Origin of the sequence: Streptomyces carpinensis, assembly GCF_002154505.1 — a bacterium.
Taxonomy (GTDB): Bacteria; Actinomycetota; Actinomycetes; order Streptomycetales; family Streptomycetaceae; genus Streptomyces; species Streptomyces carpinensis.
Genome location: NZ_MUBM01000046.1, coordinates 1 through 20,343, shown reverse-complemented (window position 1 = coordinate 20,343; position 20,343 = coordinate 1). Strand labels below are relative to the sequence as shown.

Annotated in this window: 20 protein-coding genes, 2 tRNA genes and 1 pseudogene; 8 read left to right on the top strand and 15 right to left on the bottom strand. The window is 71.3% G+C overall.

From position 1 onward, the window contains the following. Window positions 1-312 (bottom strand): annotated as a pseudogene (locus tag BZY54_RS07530) (decarboxylase); the annotation flags it as partial. A 141-nt stretch (window positions 313-453) separates the two neighbouring features. Between BZY54_RS07530 and ehuB the strand changes: the two are divergent. The 5 genes from ehuB to BZY54_RS07505 all read left to right on the top strand — a co-directional run bounded on the left by ehuB (window position 454) and on the right by BZY54_RS07505 (window position 3,720). Next, window positions 454-1,365 (top strand): ectoine/hydroxyectoine ABC transporter substrate-binding protein EhuB, encoded by a 912-nt coding sequence (gene ehuB / locus BZY54_RS07525; RefSeq protein ID WP_086723832.1) that lies wholly within the window; start codon window positions 454-456, stop codon window positions 1,363-1,365. Beyond that, window positions 1,362-2,087 carry an ectoine/hydroxyectoine ABC transporter permease subunit EhuC gene (gene ehuC, locus BZY54_RS07520; RefSeq protein WP_086723831.1) on the top strand — a complete coding sequence of 242 codons (726 nt, stop codon included), beginning with the start codon at window positions 1,362-1,364 and terminating at the stop codon, window positions 2,085-2,087. Before ehuB ends, ehuC begins: the two co-directional genes overlap by 4 nt. Continuing rightward, on the top strand, window positions 2,084-2,734 hold the full coding sequence (ehuD, locus tag BZY54_RS07515) for an ectoine/hydroxyectoine ABC transporter permease subunit EhuD (protein ID WP_086723829.1): 651 nt from the start codon (window positions 2,084-2,086) through the stop codon (window positions 2,732-2,734). The genes ehuC and ehuD overlap by 4 nt, the downstream gene beginning before the upstream one ends. Next, window positions 2,724-3,512: an ectoine/hydroxyectoine ABC transporter ATP-binding protein EhuA gene (ehuA, locus tag BZY54_RS07510; protein ID WP_086723828.1), complete on the top strand. Its 789-nt coding sequence runs from the start codon at window positions 2,724-2,726 to the stop codon at window positions 3,510-3,512. The genes ehuD and ehuA overlap by 11 nt, the downstream gene beginning before the upstream one ends. Window positions 3,513-3,646: 134 nt before the next feature. Then, a tRNA-Lys gene (locus BZY54_RS07505) sits at window positions 3,647-3,720 on the top strand. Between the two features lie 55 nt (window positions 3,721-3,775). On the opposite strand, the gene BZY54_RS07500 is transcribed toward BZY54_RS07505, so the two are convergent. Then, window positions 3,776-4,255: a DUF3592 domain-containing protein gene (locus BZY54_RS07500; protein ID WP_086723827.1), complete on the bottom strand. Its 480-nt coding sequence runs from the start codon at window positions 4,253-4,255 to the stop codon at window positions 3,776-3,778. A 105-nt stretch (window positions 4,256-4,360) separates the two neighbouring features. After that, the gene (locus BZY54_RS07495) at window positions 4,361-4,966 is read right to left on the bottom strand and encodes a lytic polysaccharide monooxygenase auxiliary activity family 9 protein (RefSeq protein ID WP_086723825.1); all 606 of its coding nucleotides are present in this window, start codon (window positions 4,964-4,966) and stop codon (window positions 4,361-4,363) included. A 195-nt stretch (window positions 4,967-5,161) separates the two neighbouring features. On the opposite strand from BZY54_RS07495, the gene BZY54_RS07490 reads away from it, so the two are divergent. The 3 genes from BZY54_RS07490 (at window position 5,162) to glxA (ending at window position 9,660) form a co-directional block, all read left to right on the top strand. After that, a tRNA-Lys gene (locus tag BZY54_RS07490) sits at window positions 5,162-5,235 on the top strand. Between the two features lie 457 nt (window positions 5,236-5,692). Beyond that, entirely contained in the window at window positions 5,693-7,723 is a 2,031-nt protein-coding gene (locus tag BZY54_RS07485) for a glycosyltransferase family 2 protein (protein ID WP_086723823.1), read from the top strand. Continuing rightward, entirely contained in the window at window positions 7,720-9,660 is a 1,941-nt protein-coding gene (gene glxA, locus BZY54_RS07480; protein ID WP_086723821.1) for a radical copper oxidase GlxA, read from the top strand. Before BZY54_RS07485 ends, glxA begins: the two co-directional genes overlap by 4 nt. Window positions 9,661-9,672: 12 nt before the next feature. Here the strand turns inward: glxA and BZY54_RS07475 are convergent, their stop codons facing one another. The 12 genes from BZY54_RS07475 to BZY54_RS07420 form a co-directional block, all read right to left on the bottom strand. Beyond that, the gene (locus tag BZY54_RS07475; RefSeq protein ID WP_086723820.1) at window positions 9,673-10,722 is read right to left on the bottom strand and encodes a glycoside hydrolase family 6 protein; all 1,050 of its coding nucleotides are present in this window, start codon (window positions 10,720-10,722) and stop codon (window positions 9,673-9,675) included. Between the two features lie 155 nt (window positions 10,723-10,877). Beyond that, window positions 10,878-11,081: a hypothetical protein gene (locus BZY54_RS07470; RefSeq protein ID WP_086723819.1), complete on the bottom strand. Its 204-nt coding sequence runs from the start codon at window positions 11,079-11,081 to the stop codon at window positions 10,878-10,880. Between the two features lie 14 nt (window positions 11,082-11,095). After that, entirely contained in the window at window positions 11,096-11,491 is a 396-nt protein-coding gene (locus tag BZY54_RS07465; RefSeq protein WP_086723818.1) for a hypothetical protein, read from the bottom strand. A 119-nt stretch (window positions 11,492-11,610) separates the two neighbouring features. Further along, window positions 11,611-12,390 carry an HAD-IIA family hydrolase gene (locus BZY54_RS07460; protein ID WP_086723817.1) on the bottom strand — a complete coding sequence of 260 codons (780 nt, stop codon included), beginning with the start codon at window positions 12,388-12,390 and terminating at the stop codon, window positions 11,611-11,613. 127 nt (window positions 12,391-12,517) lie between these two features. Further along, on the bottom strand, window positions 12,518-13,582 hold the full coding sequence (locus BZY54_RS07455; protein WP_086723815.1) for a 2-aminoethylphosphonate ABC transporter substrate-binding protein: 1,065 nt from the start codon (window positions 13,580-13,582) through the stop codon (window positions 12,518-12,520). 70 nt (window positions 13,583-13,652) lie between these two features. Continuing rightward, entirely contained in the window at window positions 13,653-14,450 is a 798-nt protein-coding gene (locus BZY54_RS07450) for an ABC transporter permease (RefSeq protein WP_208640582.1), read from the bottom strand. Continuing rightward, complete coding sequence (locus BZY54_RS07445) at window positions 14,437-15,426, bottom strand: 2-aminoethylphosphonate ABC transporter permease subunit (RefSeq protein ID WP_244217017.1); 990 nt, start codon at window positions 15,424-15,426, stop codon at window positions 14,437-14,439. Before BZY54_RS07445 ends, BZY54_RS07450 begins: the two co-directional genes overlap by 14 nt. Beyond that, the gene (locus BZY54_RS07440; RefSeq protein ID WP_086723813.1) at window positions 15,416-16,468 is read right to left on the bottom strand and encodes an ABC transporter ATP-binding protein; all 1,053 of its coding nucleotides are present in this window, start codon (window positions 16,466-16,468) and stop codon (window positions 15,416-15,418) included. Before BZY54_RS07440 ends, BZY54_RS07445 begins: the two co-directional genes overlap by 11 nt. A 1-nt stretch (window position 16,469) precedes the next feature. Beyond that, a complete protein-coding gene (locus tag BZY54_RS07435; RefSeq protein ID WP_086723812.1) occupies window positions 16,470-17,180 on the bottom strand; it encodes a phosphonatase-like hydrolase in 711 nt (236 codons plus the stop codon). An 8-nt stretch (window positions 17,181-17,188) separates the two neighbouring features. After that, window positions 17,189-18,313 (bottom strand): TIGR03364 family FAD-dependent oxidoreductase, encoded by a 1,125-nt coding sequence (locus tag BZY54_RS07430; RefSeq protein WP_086723811.1) that lies wholly within the window; start codon window positions 18,311-18,313, stop codon window positions 17,189-17,191. A 132-nt stretch (window positions 18,314-18,445) separates the two neighbouring features. Further along, complete coding sequence (locus BZY54_RS07425) at window positions 18,446-19,201, bottom strand: GntR family transcriptional regulator (protein WP_086723809.1); 756 nt, start codon at window positions 19,199-19,201, stop codon at window positions 18,446-18,448. A gap of 31 nt (window positions 19,202-19,232) precedes the next feature. Further along, on the bottom strand, window positions 19,233-20,024 hold the full coding sequence (locus BZY54_RS07420) for a hypothetical protein (protein ID WP_086723834.1): 792 nt from the start codon (window positions 20,022-20,024) through the stop codon (window positions 19,233-19,235). Window positions 20,025-20,343 lie beyond the last annotated feature (319 nt).

Genomic DNA, 20,343 nt, shown 5'->3' with positions numbered 1-20,343 from the left:
CGAGGAGGCCGGCATGCCGGCGGCCCGGGCGAGGTCGTGCACCTGCGCGTGGGCACCCTCCCAGCCCCGCCCGAAGCTTCCGCTGGTGCTGGCCCACACCACGGCCTCCGCGCCGGACAGCCGCAGCGCCTCGACGCTCTGCGCGAGCCGCTCGGCCGAGTCCGTCGCGCGCAGCGCCGCCGCCTGGTACGCGTCCTGGTCGATCCCGGTGTGGACCAGGTCCACCCGGATGTCACTGCCCAGGAGCTGCTCCATGCGCGGATAGTCGTCCTCGGCGAAGTGGCCCGGGTAGAGGAATCCGAGTGCGGTCATGACCAGCCTTTCTGCTGTCGGTGCGGCGCTCGTGCGGTCGTCGTCGCGGCCCGGCCCGGTTCGGGCCCTTCCATCCCGAGTACCCGATGTCCCGGAAATCTGCTGCGCATAAGTCGATTGGGCCTGGGTAGCCGCGCGCCCATGGCTGCACCACTTGCACTTGGAAAAGGCAGACGGATACCCGGGCCCAGCCGCCGGTCGCTGCTCGCGGGGGTCGCGGCGCTCGGCGCGCTCGGCGCCGCGGGCTGCAGTCGCGTGGCGACGGCGTCCACCGAGAACGGCGGTGACCTGCTCGACCGGCTCCGGGCGGCGGGCGTCGTACGGCTCGGCATCGCGGGCGAGATCCCGTTCGGGTACATCGACAAGAACGGCGACCTGACGGGCGAGGCGCCCGAGCTGGCCCGGGTGATCTTCAAACGCCTCGGCGTGGACAAGGTGCAGCCCGTGCCGACCGAGTTCGGCTCGCTGATCCCGGGGCTGAACTCGCAGCAGTTCGACGTCGTGGCCGCCGGAATGTACGTCAACCCCGACCGCTGCGAGCAGGTCATCTTCGCCGACCCCGACTACCAGATGCTCGACTCCTTCATCGTCCGCAAGGGCAACCCGAAGGGGCTGCACAGCTATCAGGACATCGTGGCGAAGAAGGCGAAGTTCGCCACCGGCACCGGCTACGCCGAGATCGAGTACGCGGTGGACGCCGGGTACAAGCAGAGCGACATCCTGATCGTCCCCGACCAGGTGGCGGGCCTGAACGCCGTGGAGGCCGGCCGGGTGGACGTCTTCGCCGGTACGGCGCTCACCACCCGCGAGGTGGTGAAGAAGTCCTCCAAGGCCGAGGCCACCCCGCCCTTCGCGCCGCTGGTGAAGGGCAAACCGCACGTCGACGGCGGCGCCTTCGCCTTCCGGCCGACCGAGACCAAACTGCGGGACGCCTTCAACGCCGAGCTGCACAAGCTGAAGAAGAGCGGCGAACTGTTCCGGATCCTTCAGCCCTTCGGATTCACCAAGGCCGAGATGACGGACCTGACCGCGAAGGAGCTGTGCGGCGGATGACCACAGGACTCTGGGAACTCGTCCTCCGGGGCGTCTGGACCACGATCCAGCTGCTGTTCTTCAGTGCGCTGCTGGCCACCGCCGTCTCCTTCGTGGTCGGTGTCGCCCGCACCCACCGGCTGTGGATCGTCCGCTTCCTCGCGGGCCTCTACACCGAGGTGTTCCGCGGGACCTCGGCACTGGTGATGATCTTCTGGGTGTTCTTCGTGCTGCCGCCCGCCTTCGGCTGGCAGCTGGTGCCGATGTGGGCCGGCACGCTGGCGCTCGGGCTGACGTACGGGGCGTACGGCTCGGAGATCGTGCGCGGAGCCCTGAACGCGGTGGACCCGGCGCAGCGGGAGGGCGGGATCGCGCTCAGCTTCACGCCGTGGCAGCGGATGCGCCTGATCCTGCTGCCGCAGGCGGTGCCGGAGATGATCCCCTCCTTCTGCAACCTGCTGATCGAGCTGCTCAAGGGGACCTCGCTGGTGTCGATCATGGGCATGGGCGATCTGGCGTTCAGCGGCAACCTCGTCCGGCTCGCCCTCCAGCAGAGCGCGCAGATCTACACGTACGTGCTGCTCATCTACTTCGTGATCGCGTTCCTGCTGACCCGGCTGATGCGGGGGCTGGAGAAGCGGCTGAAGAGGGGGATCGGCAGGGACCCGCTCGCCGAGCCGGCGGCGCGTGACCTCAAGCGGGCCCAGACGACCGGCGTCGGCGTGGGAGGTGGTGCCGCATGAAGTGGGACTGGAGCGCCGTGAGCGACTTCCTGCCGCACTTCTGGGACGGCCTGCTGGTCACCCTGCAGGCCCTCGCGCTGGGCTCGGTGATCTCCTTCGCGCTGGGCCTGGTCTGGGCGCTGCTGATGCGGCTGCCGACCCGGTGGGTGCGCTGGCCGGTGGGGGTGGTGACGGAGTTCGTCCGCAACACTCCGCTGCTGGTGCAGCTGTTCTTCCTCTTCTACGTGCTGCCCGAGTGGGGGCTGACCTTCTCCGCGCTGACCACCGGGGTCTTCGCGATCGGACTGCACTACTCGACGTACACGATGCAGGTCTACCGGGCCGGCATCGAGGCGGTGCCCGTCGGCCAGTGGGAGGCGGCGACGGCGCTGAACCTGCCGTGGCGGCGGACCTGGACGGCGGTGATCCTTCCGCAGGCGATCCGCCGGGTGGTCCCGGCGCTCGGCAACTACGTCATCTCGATGCTCAAGGACACGCCGATGCTGATGGCGATCACCGTGCTGGAGATGCTCGGGCAGGCGCGGCTGTACTCCCAGCAGCACTTCCAGTTCACCGAGCCCCTGACCGTGATCGGCGTGGCCTTCATCCTCGTTTCCTATCTGGCCTCCCTCCTCCTGCGAGCACTGGAGCGACGTCTTGTCCGTTGACGCAGCCAAGAATCCCGAACGTCCCACCACCGGCACCACGACCGCCGAACTGGTCCGCCTGGAGAGGGTGACCAAGCGCTTCGGGGACCAGACCGTCCTCGACGGGCTGGACTTCTCCGTCAGCGCCGGCAAGCACGTCACCCTCATCGGCCCCTCCGGATCGGGCAAGACCACGATCCTGCGGCTGCTGATGACCCTGACCAAGCCCGACGAGGGAACCATCACGGTCGACGGCGACCAGCTCTTCCCGGCCTCCGACAAGCAGGTCAGGGAGATCCGCAAGAAGATCGGCATGGTCTTCCAGCACTTCAACCTGTTCCCGAACATGACCGTGCTGAGGAACATCACCGAGGCCCCGGTCACCGTGCTCGGCATGTCCCGGGACGAGGCGGACGCCCGCGCCCGGGAGCTGCTGGACCTGGTGGGCCTGGCCGACAAGTGCGACTCCCGGCCCTCGCAGCTGTCCGGCGGCCAGCAGCAGCGGGTGGCGATCGCCCGTGCGCTGGCGATGCGCCCGCAGGTGCTGCTGCTGGACGAGGTGACCTCGGCGCTGGACCCGGAGCTGGTCGCGGGCGTGCTGGACGTGCTGCGGGACATCGCCCGCAGCACCGACATCACCCTGCTCTGCGTGACCCACGAGATGGGTTTCGCCCGGGACATCTCCGACCAGGTGCTGATGTTCGACTCCGGGCGGGTGGTGGAGTCCGGTCCGCCGGAGCGGATCTTCGGCGAGCCCCGCGAGGAGCGCACCCGGGAGTTCCTCAGCGCGGTGCTGTGACCGGGGCGTGCGCCGGATCGGCACGGCCCGCGCGGCCCTGCCGGTCCGCCCGCCCGGGGTGGTCACGAGCACCCCTCGGAACCAGGTAGTATTTTCTTCGTCGCCGACTGCGGGAAGCGGAAGGCGAGAGTCATGCGCCGCTAGCTCAGTTGGTTAGAGCAGCTGACTCTTAATCAGCGGGTCCGGGGTTCGAGTCCCTGGCGGCGCACGATACGGAAGGCCCCTCGCGGAAGCGGGGGGCCTTCCGCGTCCCTCGCGGGCCGCTACGGCAGCACCTCGTCCACCACCGAGAAGATCGGGTGGGCGACTGCCATGAAGACGAGGCAGAAGGCGATGAAGACGCCGAGGAAGGCGTAGGCGCAGCCCTGGCCCGCCGCGAGCCTGCCGGGCGCCGGGGCATGGGCCGTCGCCCGCTCGGGACGCCCGGCCGCGTAGTGGACGGTGACGATGTCGCCCTCGACGATCGTCGCCGGCCCGTTGCTCTCGGCGAACCGGACGCTGCGGCCCTCGCGGGTCGTGAACTCATACACGTGGTGCAGCGTGGTGCTCGCGCCACCGTGCCCGTCGCGGCTCGTGCCGTACGTCCGCAGACACCGCGCCTCGGCCGTGAGCCCGCTGTTCCAGGCGCCGCGCACCTCTCGCGAGCGGCCGGTGATCCGGACGAGGAGGAACACCGCCCCGCCGATCATGAGCGTCGGCACGACGTAGAACAGCGCCGGTACGGCGTAGGACAACGCCTCCATGAAGCCCCCCGAACTCCGTGCGGCCGTGATCGGCCGGCGTGGCAGGAAGCTACCCACGCCGGCCGCGCCGGTGGCTCAAGGGAGGCTCAGAACCTCCGGGGCCGGTCAGAAGGTGACGTCGGAGCAGGCGTAGAACGCGTTGCCCGTGTCGGCGATCGTCCAGACGGCGAGGATGACGTGGTGGCCGCTCAGCCCGGTGGGCAGGGTGCCACTGTGGCTGAGGGTGGCCGGAGGCTGCTTGCCGGCGTAGGGGACCGTCAGGAACGGGGTCGTGTTCAGGTCGGAACGGGTCAGGGCGTGGTCCTGGTTCCAGCCCTGCCGGGTGACGTAGTACTTGAAGTCGGTCGTGGCGTGCCGCGCCGTGAACTGCCAGCGGAAGGCGTAGCTCTGCCCGCCGGTGACCTGGGTCGTGGGCCAGGCGCCGCCCGAGGGGGTCCGGGGGCTGTCGAGCTCGCCGAACCGGGTGTTGTTGCCGGAACAGATCCGCCCGTCCGCCGGTCCGGACGCCGGGAAGCCCTTGGGCCCCTCGACGCTCTGCGGCTCCCACTGGATGTCGCCGCAGTTGGTGACGGTGCCGTTGGCGCAGAGCTTCTGCCTGCTGATGGGGAGGTCGGTGTAGCCGTGGCTGCTGGCACCACCGGTGGAGAGCACGAAGGCTCCGGCGGTGGTGAGGCCCAGCACGGCCGCGTACAACTTGGCCTTGGTGCGCATGCTGCCGCTCCTGGTGAACGTGTGGGGAGGTTCGATGAGCTGTGCTGTGCGTGCTGGTCTAGACCAAGGCCAGGTTATTGCGACGACTTGGACATGTTCATACCAATCACGGAACGGCTTCCCATGCCCCCACCGGCCACAGCGGGGCGGTCAGGAGCACCACTCCGCATCCTGTAAAGTTGTGCACGTCAGCAGGCGCCGCTAGCTCAGTTGGTTAGAGCAGCTGACTCTTAATCAGCGGGTCCGGGGTTCGAGTCCCTGGCGGCGCACGATGACGATGGCGAGGCATGTTCGCGGAAAGCGCGAGCCGGCCTCGCCATCGCCGTATCTGCGCGGCTGCGCCGCGCGCGGTGGGGGCTCCGCCACCCACCCCCCAGCAGCAAGGCCCCCTCTCGAAGGCGAGGGGGCCTTTCGCGTCGCCCGGGTCACACGGCCACCGCGATCGCACTCGTGTACCTCTATGCAACTTGCATGCGTATGAGCCGTGAACTCCGCTTTTCACACCTTGCGATCATGATGAGCACCGTAGAACCCTTGATGCCGCAATGCCGCCATTGCGCGGCAGTTGGGGGTTCTGGGGGTTTTCGAAAGACCGTTTGGGCTTGTTGCCCGATGCGCAGGGAATTGGGGACCTTTGTGCGTCGATGGCCGCCGAGGGGGGCAGCCATGCAACCGGCAAGAAACCGATGAACATGCGCGTGACCTGCGTGTGGGGGTGGATGACTCATGACGTCGACGCCGACAGGCGCCCGGCAGCAGGACGGCCGCGATCCGTCCGGGACGGCCCGGCTGGGGGTGCCGGCTCAGCCATCGCACCGCACAGGCGCCAGCGGTCACATCGACCGCATGGGCCGCAACGGCCACTCCGGGCACACCGGGAGCCTTCGCAGACTCAGAAAGGCCCTGCCCAGATACGACTACGAGCACTACAGCCGCCTGGCCGGTCCCCTCACCGAGCCCGACCCGGACCGGCCGTACCGGGTGCAGTACCGCTCGCTGATCTCGCAGGAACCGCACCGCGTCCGGGTCGCACTGATGCTCGCCGCCGCGCCGCTGCTCTCACTGGTCCTGCTGGCTTGGCTGCTCCAGCCCGAGCACTGGACCGAGCGGGACTACCCGGCGTACGACTTCCTGCCGGTCCTCGACGTGGTGATGCTGGTCTCGATCGGCCTGATCGAGTTCTTCCGCTGCATGAACGTGCTCTCCAACGCGCACGCCACCCTGGTAGCCCGCGATCCGGTCCCGGTGGTGCCCGAGACCGGCACCCGCGTCGCCTTCCTCACCACCTTCGTGCCCGGCAAGGAACCGCTGGAGATGGTGACGAAGACCCTCCAGGCCGCCGTACGGCTGCGGCACCGGGGCGTGATACACGTGTGGCTGCTCGACGAGGGCGACGACGACGAGGTGAAGGCGGTCTGCGCGCGCCTGGGAGTGCACCACTTCACCCGCAAGGGCGTCGAGCGCTGGAACCAGCCCAAGGGCCCGCACCGCGCGAAGACCAAGCACGGCAACTACAACGCCTGGCTCCAGGCGCACGGCGACGCGTACGACTTCTTCGCCTCCGTCGACACCGACCACGTGCCGCTGCCCAACTACCTGGAGCGGATACTGGGTTACTTCCGCGACCCGGACGTCGGCTTCGTCATCGGCCCGCAGGTCTACGGCAACTACGACACGTTCGTCACCAAGGCCGCCGAGTCGCAGCAGTTCCTCTTCCACGCGCTGATCCAGCGCGCCGGCAACCGCTACGGCGCACCGATGTTCGTGGGCACCTCCAACGCCGTACGGATCAGCGCCGTCAAGCAGATCGGCGGCCTGTACGACTCGATCACCGAGGACATGGCGACCGGCTTCGAGATGCACCGCACCAGGAACCCGGCGACGGGCCGCAGGTGGAAGTCGGTCTACACCCCGGACGTGCTCGCCGTCGGCGAGGGCCCGAACGCCTGGACGGACTTCTTCACCCAGCAGCTGCGCTGGTCGCGGGGGACGTACGAGACGATCCTCAAGCAGTACTGGAAGGGCTTCGGCTCGCTGCCGCCGGGCAGGCTCTTCAACTACACCATGATGATCGTCTTCTACCCGATGTCCGCCCTCAACTGGATCCTGGCCGCGCTGAGCTGCGCGCTGTTCCTGGGCCTGGGCGCGTCGGGCGTGAACATCGACCCGACCGTGTGGCTGATGCTCTACGGCAACGCCTCGGCGCTCCAGATCGGCCTGTACGTCTGGAACCGCCGGCACAACGTCTCCCCGCACGAGCCGGAGGGCTCCGGTGGCGTGGCCGGCATGGTGATGTCGGCCCTGTCCGCGCCGATCTACGCCCGCTCGCTGATGGACGCCGTGCTGCGCCGCAGGAGCAGGTTCGTGGTGACCCCCAAGGGCGAGTCGGCGAGCCCCGACACCCTGTTCGGGACGTTCCGCGTCCACTGGTTCTTCATCCTCGTCTTCGGCGGCTCCCTGGCCGCCGGCTTCGCCCTCGGGCACTCCCACCCCGCGATGATCACGTGGACGTCCCTCGCCCTGCTCATCACCGCCTCACCGATCCTCGCCTGGCAGTGGACGCTGCGGCAGGACCGGCGCGGGCCGGAACCGGCCCCGGCCGCCGCCGAGCCGCAGGACGCCGTGCCGTCGGCGCACGCCGCGCACGCACCGCAGCGCCGGCCCACCTGGGCGGGGTCCGGCCGGACGAGCTCGGAGGGGACGGGCGAGCACACCATGCAGATCGCCCTCGGGGGCCTGGGGGGACGTGAGGAATGAGGGAGCAGCAGGCCGGCCTCCGCCGTGCCCGCCGGCTCGGGATCGGCGCGGTCGTGGTCCTCGCCCTGGCCGGGATGAACGGACCGTGGCTGTACCGCTTCGGCACGGAGCGCTACCACCGCTACGTGATCGACAAGCCCGGGTACAAGGCCGCCAACGGCCACTGGGACATCGTGGAGGTCCCCAGGAAGTACCGGCAGGACACCATCCACGCGGTGCTGCTGCACACCGGGAAGGTGCTGCTGGTCGCGGGCTCGGGCAACAACCAGGAGAACTTCGACGCCAAGAGGTTCGACTCCCGGATCTGGGACCCGGTCAAGGGCACCGTCAAGAAGGTGCCCACGCCCAACGACCTGTTCTGCACGGGCCACACCCAGCTCGCCGACGGCAAGATCCTGATCGCGGGCGGCACCAAGCGGTACGAGAAGCTCAAGGGGGACGTCACCAAGGCCGGCGGCCTGATGATCGTCCACAACGAGAACCCGGACAAGCCGATCACCCTGCCCGCGGGCACGAGGTTCACCGGCCGGGCGAACGGCAGGACGTTCGTCTCCAAGGACCCGGTGCTGGTCCCGCGCGCGAAGAAGAACTTCGACAAGCGCACCGGGAGGTTCCTCGGCAACACCCCCGGACTCGGGCGCATCTACGTCGAGGCGCTCAGGAGCGGTGCCCGGTACGAGACCGGGACCCAGGACAACTACCGCGTCCAGGGCCTGTCCGGCGCCGACGCCCGCAACACCTACGGCATCGCGCAGAAACTCGCCCTGGACAAGAAGGACTTCCAGGGGATCAGGGACACCTACGAGTTCGACCCGGTCGCCGAGAAGTACATCAAGGTCGACCCGATGCACGAGGCCCGCTGGTACCCCACGCTCACCACCCTGAGCGACGGGCGGGTCCTCAGCGTCTCCGGTCTGGACGACATCGGCCAGCTGGTCCCGGGCAAGAACGAGATCTTCGACCCGAGAACGGGGAAGTGGACGTACACGCCGAGGATCCGTCAGTTCCCGACCTACCCGGCGCTGTTCCTGATGGAGAACGGCAAGATCTTCTACTCGGGCTCGAACGCGGGCTACGGCCCCGACGACGTGGGCCGCGACCCCGGCATCTGGGACGTGACCGGCAACGGGTTCACCAGGCTGCCCGGACTGAGCGACGCGAACATGATGGAGACCTCCGGGACGGTGCTGCTGCCGCCGGCCCAGGACGAGAAGTACCTGGTCATCGGCGGTGGCGGGGTCGGCGAGTCCAGACTGTCCAGCAAGCGGACCAGGCTGATCGACCTGAAGGCGAAGAACCCGCACTTCACCGACGGCCCGTCGCTGGAGAAGGGCACCCGCTACCCCCAGTCCTCCATCCTCCCGGACGACACCGTGCTGGTCTCCGGCGGCTCGGAGGACTACCGGGGCCGCAGCGACTCCGACATCCTCCAGGCCCGGCTGTACGACCCGAAGTCCGACACCTTCCGGCGGGTCGCCGACCCGCTGGTGGGCCGCAACTACCACTCGGGCTCGATCCTGCTGCCCGACGGCCGGGTGATGTTCTTCGGCTCCGACTCGCTCTACGGCGACAAGGCCAACACCAAGCCGGGCACCTTCGAGCAGCGCATCGAGATCTACACGCCGCCGTACCTGTACCGGGACGCGCGGCCCTCGCTCTCGGGCGGCCCGCAGACCATCGCGCGGGGCGCGGCGGGGACGTTCGCCTCGCAGCACGCCGCCACGATCAAGAAGGCCCGGCTGATCCGCCCCAGCGCATCCACACACGTCACGGACGTGGACCAGCGCTCGATCGCCCTGGACTTCAAGGCGTCCGGTGACAAGGTCACGGTGACGGTGCCGAGGAACCGGAACCTGGTCCAGTCGGGGTGGTACATGCTGTTCGTGGTCGACGACCAGGGGACACCGAGCACGGCGCAGTGGGTGAAGGTGCCCTAGGGCTCCTTCGGCCTACTGGGAGGCCGTCGCGAGGTCGAGGGCGTACCGCGGCCACCAGTCCCCCGCCTTCGGGCCGCCCTTGCAGGTGCCGTCGGACTCGCCGGGGCGCTTGACCCACAGGTAGGCGTCGACCAGCGGGTCGGCCGTGGTGGTCGTGGGGGTCTCGCCGAGGGCGCGGCCGGGCGGATTGCACCAGCGCTCGTCCGGGTCGCCCCCCGTGTAGGGGCCGTTGCCGTTGCGGCTGGTGTCGATGACGAAGTGCTTGCCGCCGACCTTCGCGGACAGTTCCTTGCCGTAGGCGAGGGAGTCCTCGGTGGAGTAGAAGTTGGAGACGTTGACGGCGAAGCCGTCGGCCCGGTCCACGCCCGCCCGGCGCAGCGGCTGGAAGATCTGGTCGGGCCGGCCCCAGCCCGCGTTGCCGGCGTCCACGTAGACCCTGGTGTCCTTCAGGGACTTGAGCCGGGCGACGGCGCCCTCGAGGAGGTCGTAGCGCTCCTCCTGCAACTCGGCCGGGGTGCAGCCGTCCACCAGGTGCAGCACGGCGTCCGGTTCCAGGATCACCGTGGCGGCCCGGTCGCCGATGCCGCGGGCCACGCCGTCGAGCCAGGCGCGGTAGGCGTCGCCGTCGGCGGCGCCGCCCTGCGAGTACTGGCCGCAGTCGCGGTGCGGGATGTTGTAGAGGACGAGCAGCGCGGTGCGGCCCGCCTTCCCGGCGGCCTCGGTGAAGCCGCGTGCCTCCTGCTCGGGGTTCTCCGAGCCGATCCACTCACCGGTCGGCTGCTGCGCGATCTTCCGGATCTGCTCGGCGTCGGCCGTCCTGCCCGCCTTGACGTAGGCGGCGACCTGCCGGGCCGCCCTGCTGTCCGGGTTGACCCAGAACGGGTCGGCCTCCTTGGGCTGCTGGGTGATCGCGGCGCCCCCGCCCCGGTCGCTTCCGCTCCTGTCCTCGCCCCCGTCGCCGGAGGAGCACCCGGTGACCAGCAGTGCCACCGTGAGCAGCGCCGCCGACGCCCGTGCCCCTGCCGCGGGGACGCGCGCGCGGGCCCCCCTCCTGCCGTGCATGCGTACTCCCCCTCGGTGCGCTCGGCCACCCGGCCCGCATTCCATGCTGCCAGCCGGCCCCGGCCCACGGGCCGGTTCCGGCGAGGTGGCACACCGGCCTGTTCGGTGAGGTGGGGGCGCGTGAGGAAGCTCCGGGCGCCGGGCCCGGGCGGCCGTCAGCGGCCGGACGGGCCGGGCTGCGGGCTGCTGTGCGCGGGGCGGCCGACCGCGGCCATGTCCCCGGTGGTCGTCGGCTGGGCCGGGCCCTGCGGCACCTCGGCCCGGTCGCCTCCCCACTGCCACACCCCGAGCAGCAGGACCACCCAGGCCAGCCCGGCCAGCAGACGGCCGGTACCACTCAGACGTTCGGTGTCGGACATCGTGATCGCATCCCTCAGACCTCGGTCCGTCGCCGGTCGCGCTCGCGCCGGTCGGGGTCGCGCCGCTCGTTGTCGTCCGCCCTGGCGCGGGCGGCGCCGAGCGCCCGGGGCAGGAGGGCGACGGCGGTCGCCGCGACACCCACGAGAACCAGGCCGGTCACCGCGTGCGCCTTGCCGGGCGCGTCCGCGACGGCGTGTGCGGACGGAGACTCCGACGGGACCGGCCGTTCCTGCTCCGGTGCGGCGGCGACCTTGCCGCCGGCGGCGGACGACGGGCGCGCCGCACGGCCCCGGCTCGACCCGTCCGCCTGGTCCGCCCTGTGGGCGGCGCCGGACGGGTCGAGGACGGCCGGAGCGAAGGCACCGGCCACCAAAAGCCCGGCACAGAGCGTCAGGCGCAGCGAACCCATCGTGACAACCTCCGGCTACCACAAGACGCCAGAGGGGCCGGTCCCGCATCCGGTGCGGGCCGGCGCTGCTCCGTTCGGGTGAGGACGCACCCGTGGTGTGTGGCTCCGGTCAGCCCGGTTCAGACCCGCTCGACCAGGTCGGCGATCGAGTCGATGACCTCGGACGGCCGGAACGGGTAGCGGTCGACGTCCGCCGGCTGCGTCACACCGGTCAGCACCAGGAACGTGCGCATCCCGGCCTCCAGACCGGCGAGCACGTCGGTGTCCATGCGGTCGCCGATCATGGCGGAGGTCTCCGAGTGGGCGCCGATCGCGTTGAGCCCGGCGCGCATCATCAGCGGGTTGGGCTTGCCGACGAAGTACGGCTTCCTGCCGGTCGCCGCGGTGATCAGGGCGGCGACCGAGCCGGTGGCGGGCAGGTCGCCCTCGACGGACGGGCCGACGTTGTCGGGGTTGGTGGCGATGAACCGGGCGCCGTTGTTGATCAGCCGCACGGCCTTCGTCAGGGCCTCGAAGGAGTACGTCCTGGTCTCGCCGAGGATCACGAAGTCGGGCTCGTGGTCGGTCAGGACGTAGCCGATGTCGTGCAGCGCGGTGGTCAGGCCCGCCTCGCCGATGACGTAGGCGCTGCCGCCGGGCCGCTGGTCGTCCAGGAACTGGGCGGTGGCCAGCGCCGAGGTCCAGATGTTCTCCACCGGCACGTCCAGGCCCATGCGGCGCAGCCGGGCGTGCAGGTCGCGCTGGGTGTAGATGGAGTTGTTGGTGAGCACCAGGAAGGGGCGCCCCGACTCCCGCAGCTTCTTGAGGAAGGCGTCGGCGCCCGGGATCGGTACGCCCTCGTGTATGAGGACGCCGTCCATGTCGGTGAGCCACGACTCGATGGGCTTGCGGTCTGCCATGTGGTGCGTCTCCTGCGTGCGTACGGTCGACAACTGGGGGCGCCGGAACCACGGCGTACCGACGCCCCACAGCCTAATCAGGACCCGCGGGTAAGGGTCCCGGTCAGGAGCAGGTGATCTCCACCCGTCAGCTGCCGGTGGCGGACTTCCAGTCCTCGACGTACCCGGTGAGGTTCTTGTCGATGTCGCTCCAGTCCGGCTCGAAGACCTGCACGCCGTTCATGAGCCCGGCCAGGGCGGTCGCGTTGGCGTCGGTGGCCTTGACGTCCCCGCGGGCGCTGAAGCCGCCGCCGATCTCGCTGACCTCCTGCTGCGCCTGCCGGCCGAGCATGAAGTCGAGGAGCTTCCTGCCGTTCTCGCTGTGCGGGGCCTTGGTGACCAGGCCGGCCGCGTACGGCAGGGCGAAGGTGGTGGGCTTGCCGTCCTGCCCGGCCGGGAACCAGATGCCGAGGCCCGGCATGGTCTTGGACTGGGCGTAGTTCATCTGCACGTCGCCGTTGGCGACGAGGAGCTCGCCCTTGTCGACCTTGGGGGCGAGCTTGCCGGTGGAGGCGGACGGGCCGACGTTGTTGGCCTGGAGCTTCTTGAGGTAGTCCAGGGCGGGCTGCTTGCCGCCGAAGTCGTGCATGGCCTTGATCAGCACGGCGGTGCCGTCGCCGGCGACGCCGGGCGTGGAGTACTGCAGCTTGTTCCTGTACTTGCCGTCCAGCAGCTCCTGCCAGGTCTTGGGCGCCTGCTTCAGCTCCTTCTTGTTGTAGACGAAGCCGAAGTAGTTGTTGACGACGGACGTCCACGTCCCGTCGGCCGCCTTGTCGGCGGCGCCGACCTGCTCGGAACCCTTGGGGGCGTACTTCTGCAGCAGGCCCTTGCCGTCGGCCTGCTGGATGAACGGCGGCAGGGTGACCAGCACGTCGGCCTGCGGGTTGCTCTTCTCGCGGACGGCGCGCTGCACCATCTCGCCGGAGCCGCCCTCGACGTACTTGACCTTGATGCCGGTCTGCTTCTCGAAGTCCTTGAAGACGCGGTCGTACCAGCCGTCGCCGTTCTCGCCCTTGAGGCCGTCGGCGCTGTAGACGGTGACGGCCTTCTCGTCGGCGGCGGCGGAGGAACCGCCGCACGCGGACAGCAGCGGAGCGGCGAGGAGCAGGGAGCCGGCGAGGGCGGTGGTGACCTTGAGAGTGTTCCTGGGCATGGCGAAACGAACTCCTGGCGTGGGAAGGGGCTTTTGGGGGTCGGGCGGGCGGATCGGACGCGTGTCCGGGTCAGCGGTAGGAGGCTCTGGTGCGGACGCGCGAGACGGCGAACAGGACGAGCAGCGTGGCCGCCATGAGGACCACCGCGACGGCGGAGCCGGCGAACAGGGCGCCGCGGTCGGTGGCCGCGTGGATCAGGACGGGCAGCGGGGTCCAGTCGGGCGGGTAGAGCATCATCGTGGCGCTCAGCTCGCCCATGGACAGGGCGAAGCAGAGACCGGCGGCGGCGGTGAGCGAGGGCAGCAGCAACGGCAGGCGGACCCGCCACAGAACGCGGGCGGGGCCGGCGCCGAGGGAGGCGGCGGCCTGCTCGTAGGCCGGGTCGAGGCGGACGATCGCGGCGGACACGGACTGGTGGGCGAAGGCGGTCACCAAAACGGTGTGGGCGAGGATCACGATCCAGCGGGTGCCGTTGAGCAGCAGCGGCGGCTGGGAGAAGGCCACCAGGACCGACAGGCCGACGACGACCGAGGGGACGGCGACGGGCAGCACGAACAGGGCGTCCATCACGCGCCGGTGGCTCTTCTTCAGCGCGGCGGCGGCCAGCGCCGCCCAGGTGCCCACGGCCAGGGCGAGCAGGCTCGCGGCGAGGGCTGTGAGGAGGCTGGTGGTGAGCGCCTGGAGGGCCTCCCCGCGGGTGGCGGCGCGGTAGTGGTCGATGGTCGGGCCGGACGGCAGGACGCCGGACCAGTGGGTGGCGAGGGAGGCGCCGAGGACGACGAGGAGCGGCAGCGCGAAGAGGGGGACGAAGAGGACGAGGAAGAGCACCCACACCGCCCACTTCGCCTTGCGGCTATGCACCAGCACGACGGCTCACCACCCGGTAGAGGCCGTACAGGCCCACGGAGAGAAGGACGTTGACGACGGCGACCACGCACGCGCCCGGGTAGTCGGACTCCAGGATCGCCTTGCTGTAGATGAGCATCGGCAGCGTCGTGACGCCCTTGGCGCCGGTGAACAGCACGATGCCGAACTCGTTGAGGCACAGCACCAGCACGAGGCTGCCGCCGGCCGCGAGCGCGGGCAGCGCCTCCGGCAGGATGATCCGCCGGACGATGCGGGGCGCCCGGGCGCCGAGCGAACTGGCCGCCTCCAGCTGTGCGGTGTCCAGCTGCGCGAACGCGGCGAGCAGTGGGCGCATCACGAACGGCGTGAAGTACGTGATCTCGGCGAGCAGTACGCCCCAGGGCGTGGTGAGGAACCGGAAGGGGCCCTCGGCGGCTCCGGTGAGGTCCGTCCACAGGCCGTTGGCCATGCCGACCTGGCCGTAGACGAACAGCAGGGCGAGCGTGACGAGGAAGGACGGGAAGGAGAGGAAGACGTCGACGAACCGGGCCACCGCCTTCGCGCCGGGGAACGGCACGAACGCGATGACCAGGGCCAGCAGGAAGCCGAGCACCAGGCACCCGGCGGTGGCGGCCGGCGCCAGCCACACCGTCGTCCACAGCGCCTCGCGGAAGCCGGCCGACGCGAAGACGTCGGCGTAGGGCCGGAGGGAGGTGCCCCCGGTGTCGGGCTGGAGGGACTGCCGGCCGACGAGGACCAGCGGGTAGAGGAAGAACACGGCGAGCAGGGCGACCGGAGGCAGGGCCCACAGCAGCCGCCGCGCCCCGGCCCGCGCCGCGCGACCGCGCACCGCCTCGGCGGGCGTCCCCGCTCCGGCGCCGCCGCCGTCCGTCGCCGCCGCGAGAACCGCCTCCCGGCCGGATGCCGGTCCGCGCCCCGCCGGGGCGGGCACCCGGGCGGGGTCCGGCGCCGTGCGCAGGGGGGACTCAGCGCTCATCGCCGCCCACCCCCGCCGCCAGCAGCACCGCGTCCTCGGGGGCGAAGTGCAGGCTGACCTCGTCGCCGTGGGCGGGCGGGTTCCTCAGTTCGCGCAGGTCCGCCATGACCGGGTGGCCGGCCACGTCGACGTAGAGCCGGTGCGTGGAACCGCGCCACTGGATCTCGCTGACGGTGCCGGTGAGCCGGTTGGGGCCGTCGCCGAGGCCGACCAGGTGCGGGCGGACGCACAGGGTGGCCCGCGCGCCCGCCACCGCCCCCGCCGTGTCGACCTGGAGCTCGGCGCTCCCGAGGGCGGCGCCCCCGGCGGTGACGGTGACCGGCAGCAGGTTGGCGTTGCCGACGAAGGAGGCGGTGAACTCGTCGGCCGGGGCCCGGTACAGCTCCCGTGGCGTCCCGCACGCCCGCAGGCGCGCCTTGTCCATGACCGCGATCCGGTCCGCCAGGGTCAGCGCCTCGATCTGGTCGTGGGTGACGTACAGGATGGACACCTCGGGCAGTTCCCGGTGCAGTCGCGCGAGTTCGCCGAGCATCCCCGAGCGCAGCCGGGCGTCCAGCGCGGACAGCGGCTCGTCGAGCAGCAGCACGGCGGGCCGGACGGCCAGCGCGCGGGCGATGGCGACCCGCTGCTGCTGCCCGCCGGACAGCTCGCGCGGGTAGCGGCGCGCGTAGGCGGCCATACCGGTCATCTCCAGCGCGTCGGCCACCCGCTGGCGGATCTCGGCCCTGGTGGCCCTGCGGGCCTTGAGCCCGAAGGCCACGTTGTCCTCGACCCGCATGTGCGGGAAGAGGGCGTACTGCTGGACGACCATTCCGATGCCCCGCCGGTGGGGCGGCAGGTCCGTCACGTCCCGCTCCCCCAGAAGCACCCGCCCCGACGCGGGCCGCACGAACCCGGCGACCGCCCGCAGCGCGGTGGTCTTGCCGGACCCGGACGGCCCGAGCAGTGCCATCACCTCGCCCGGCGCGACGGTGAGGTCGAGCGAGTCGAGGACGACGTTGCCGTCGTAGGCGACCGTGACGGAGTCGAACCGGATGCTCATGTCACCGGGCTCCTCGAAGCAGGGCGGGAAGCGCGGCGACCGAGTCGAGGACGTGGGTGGCGCCCGCGGCGTGGAACTCCTCGTCGCCGTGGGCTCCGGTGCGGACCCCGGCCACCAGACCCGCGCCGGCGCGGACGCCGCTGAGCACGTCGTAGGAGGTGTCCCCGACGACGGCCACCTGGCGCACGCCGGTGGCGGCCTGCGTGCGCAGGAACGCCTCCAGCACCATGTCCGGGTACGGCCGCCCGCGCCCGCCGGCGTCGGCCGGGCACAGGGTGAGCGGCACCAGGTCGCGCCAGCCGAGCGCGTCGAGGATCGCGTCCTGGGTGACGCGCGCGAAGCCGGTGGTCAGCACGACCGTGCGGCCGTCGGCCCGCAGTTCCTCGATGGCCTCGCGCGCCCCGGTGACCGGGGCGACCAGTCCGCCGTCGACGAGTTCGCCGTACGCCTTCTCGAAGGCGGCGTTGGCCCGCCGGGCCGGCTCCTCGGCACCGAACAGGTGCCGGAAGACGGTGATCTTCGACTCGCCCATGGTGGCGCGTACGTAGTCCAGCTTCTCGGCGTGGTCGGCGGAACCGGGCTCGACGCCGAGTTCGGCGGCGGCCGCGGCGAAGGCCCGCTCGACCAGGCCACCGTCGGCGACGGTGGTGCCCGCCATGTCCAGGACGACGAGGCGGATGTCGCCGCCGTCGGTGGTGTGTGTGTCGGTCATCTCTCTTCTCACCAGCCCAGTTCGTGCGCGGTCTGCTCGGCGATCGCCGGCGCGCAGGTCATGCCGCGCCCACCGGGCCCGGTCACCAGCCACACCCCGTCGCGGACCCGCTGCCGGTGCACCACCCGGCCGGGGTCGGTGCACTGCGCGTACACCCCGGCCCAGCGGCGGCGGATCTTCGGCAGCGGGCGGCCGAGCAGGGACTCGACGACCCCGGTGAGGTGCTCGTAGGGGTCCTCGACGGTGTCGAACGCGAAGGGGTGCTCGTACTCGTGGGTGTCGCCGATGGTCAGTCCCCCGTCCGCGCGCTGCACCATGAGCAGCTGCATCCGGTGAGCGGCGGCCGTCTCGGGCTGCGGCTGCCGGGCGTCGAGCTCGTCCAGGGCGGCGGAGGCGTACGCCGGGTAGTACCGGAAGCTGTCGGCGTCCGCGACCGAGGTGGGCAGCGGCTCGCCCAGCGGGTCGGTCTGCATCATCTGCAGCCGGACCCGGCGCACCGGCAGGCCGGGGCCGGTCAGCTCCCGTACGAGTCCGCCGAGCCAGGCGCCCGTGCACAGCACCACCACGTCGGCGGTGTGCACCTCGCCGTGGTCGTCGCGGACGGCGCTCTCGCCGACGACCTCACGGACCTCGCGCCCCGGCAGGAAGGTGTAGTTCGGGTGCTTGAGCAACTCGGCGCGCAGGGCGCGCTGGGCGGTACGCGGCTCGACGGCGGCGTCCCGCTCGCAGTACAGGGCCGCGTCGAACTCCCCGCGCAGGGCGGGGTTGAGGGCGCGGGCCTCGTCCGGGGTCAGCAGCTTGTGGCCGCGGGCCGCGGCGTCCGGGCGGGCCACGGCGGCCTCGGCGACGGCGCGCTCCAGCCCGCCCCGTACGGGGGTGAGGGATCCGTTGGCGCGGAAGCCCAGCGCGGGCACCCGGCCGCCGATCTCCTCCCAGATCTCACGGGCGCGCAGAGCGGTCTCCAGCTCCTCGCCGCCCGCTCGGCCGCTCACCCAGATCTGGCCGAAGTTGCGCAGCGAGGCGCCGCGGGCCTCGGCCTCGCGCTCGATCTGCACGACCTCGTGGCCGCGTTCCACTGCTTGCCAGGCGTGCATGGTGCCCACCACGCCGGCTCCGACGACTGTCACTTTCACGACCGCAACGCTCCTCTCGCATGGGGAACCGGAAGAGTCCGGCTGACAACGAGAGCCTGAACGAGCCGTCACGATTGGGCTAGACCCGTTATCTTTTCGTGATACGACACCCCGGTAGGAGTGGCTTTTGTCTCAGCCGCGCAGGTGGGCGGTGAAGGAGAACCTGTCCCCCCGGTACAGGGTCCGCACCCGCTCCAGAGGGCCGCCCTCGGCATCCCGCGAGACGCGGTGGATGAGCAGCATGGGCAGCGCCGGCGGGGTGCCGATGAGCAGAGCCTCCCGGGGGGTGGCGAGCACGGTCTCGATGCGCTCGTCGGCGTCGCCGAAGACGATGCCGAGCTTCTTGATGTGGGCGTAGAACGAGGAGTCGGGATCGAAGTCGGAGCCCAGGCGCGGCACGCGGGCCACGGCCACGTACGTGCTCTCCAGACCGACCCGCTCGTCGTCCGCGAGGAGCACGCGCTCCAGGTGCCAGACGGGCTCGCCGCGCGTGAGCCCGGTCTCGGCGGCGAGGGCGTCCGGGCAGGGGAAACGGTCCAGCGTGACGAGGGTGCGGCCGGGCGTACGGCCCTGGCGCCGCACGCCCTCGGTGTAGCTGGCCAGGGACAGCGGCTGCTCCAGCTTGGGGCCGGCGACGACCGTGCCGCGGCCCCGGCGCCGCAGCTTGCCCTCCAGGACCAGCTCGCGCAGCGCCTGCCGCACGGTCTCGCGGGCTACCCCGTACTCCTCGGACAGGTCGCGCTCGGTGGGGATCGGAGTGCCCTCCCCCAGCTCGCCGACGAGGCGGTCGATCCTCGCCTTCACCGCGTAGTACTTGGGGATCCGGCCGTGCTCCGGGATGCCGGAGCGGACCGGGGCGCCGGGGGCCTGGTCGTTGGGGTAGTCCACCCAGGGATCGTCGCAGACGCGGGCGGCGACTTCAGCGGCGCCTCCAGGCCAGCACGACCGTCCCACCGGCGGCGAGCAGCAGGGCGACGGCCGTGATCACTCCGTACGGGGCGGTGAGACCGGTGCGTGCCAGCTGGTCGGCGAAGGGGAGGCCGTCGTCCGCGGGGACGGCGGAAGCCGTCGAGGTGGGTGCAGGGGCGGTCGCCGGACCGGAGGCGGCGGGATGGGAAGGGGAGCCGGCGGCGGGGCTGGCCGTGGGGGCGGTGTGCGCGTGCGACCGGATGCTGAACCGGTAGTCGTTGGACTGGCCCACCCAGTCGCCGTCGTCGCCGTGCCGCTGCACGACGGCTGCGTTCGCGGTGACCTCGTTCGCCACGGCATCGGAGGCGAAGGACAGCCGGATCTTCACGGTGACCGTCTTGCCCGGCCCGACGGTGAACCCGGGCAGCCCGGCGTCGAACGGGCCGACGAGCTCGTGCTGGTCGGTGGTCTCGAAGCGCACGGGGTGGGCGCGGGCGCCGTCGTAGAACTCCAGCCGGGCCTGGCCTGCCTCGAGGGCGCGCTTGCTGTCGACGAGGACGATCACGGGGTGGACGGCGGCGCAGGTGCCGGAGGTGGTGTTGGTGAGGTCGAGGGAGAGGGCGCCGGACCCGCCGCCCGCGCGGTAGGTGCCGGGACCTCCGTGGAGACGGCTGGTGATCGGGAATTGGCGGTCGTCCGGCCCGGCGCAGGCGGGACGCGAGTCGGCGTGGGCGGGCGTGGGACCGGCCAGGACGGCGGCGGCTGCGGCAAGGCAGGGGAACAGGGACGTGCACAGTCGCATGACCGTGGCCTTCCCGGGTGCCGGGCACTGCGGGGAGCCACCCCGGACCCACCGCTCGAACGGCGGTACGATTCCGCCCGACCGGCGCAGCTCACGGAGGTGCGGAGCCACGGGTGGTCGCGCCTCCCCTAGATCCTGTCGTCGAACTCCCGTCGTCCGCCCGGAGGGCGGGCCCTGCGGCATCAGGTGCGTGCTCTCAGTGTGCCGTGCACTGGCCTGTGCCCGGTGCGGCGAGTGGGGGCACCTCCCGCGCCGTCAAGGCAGTGGGGGAGCGTGCATGGCGTCGCAGGGCAGACGGGAGTTCGACGACAGGGCCTGG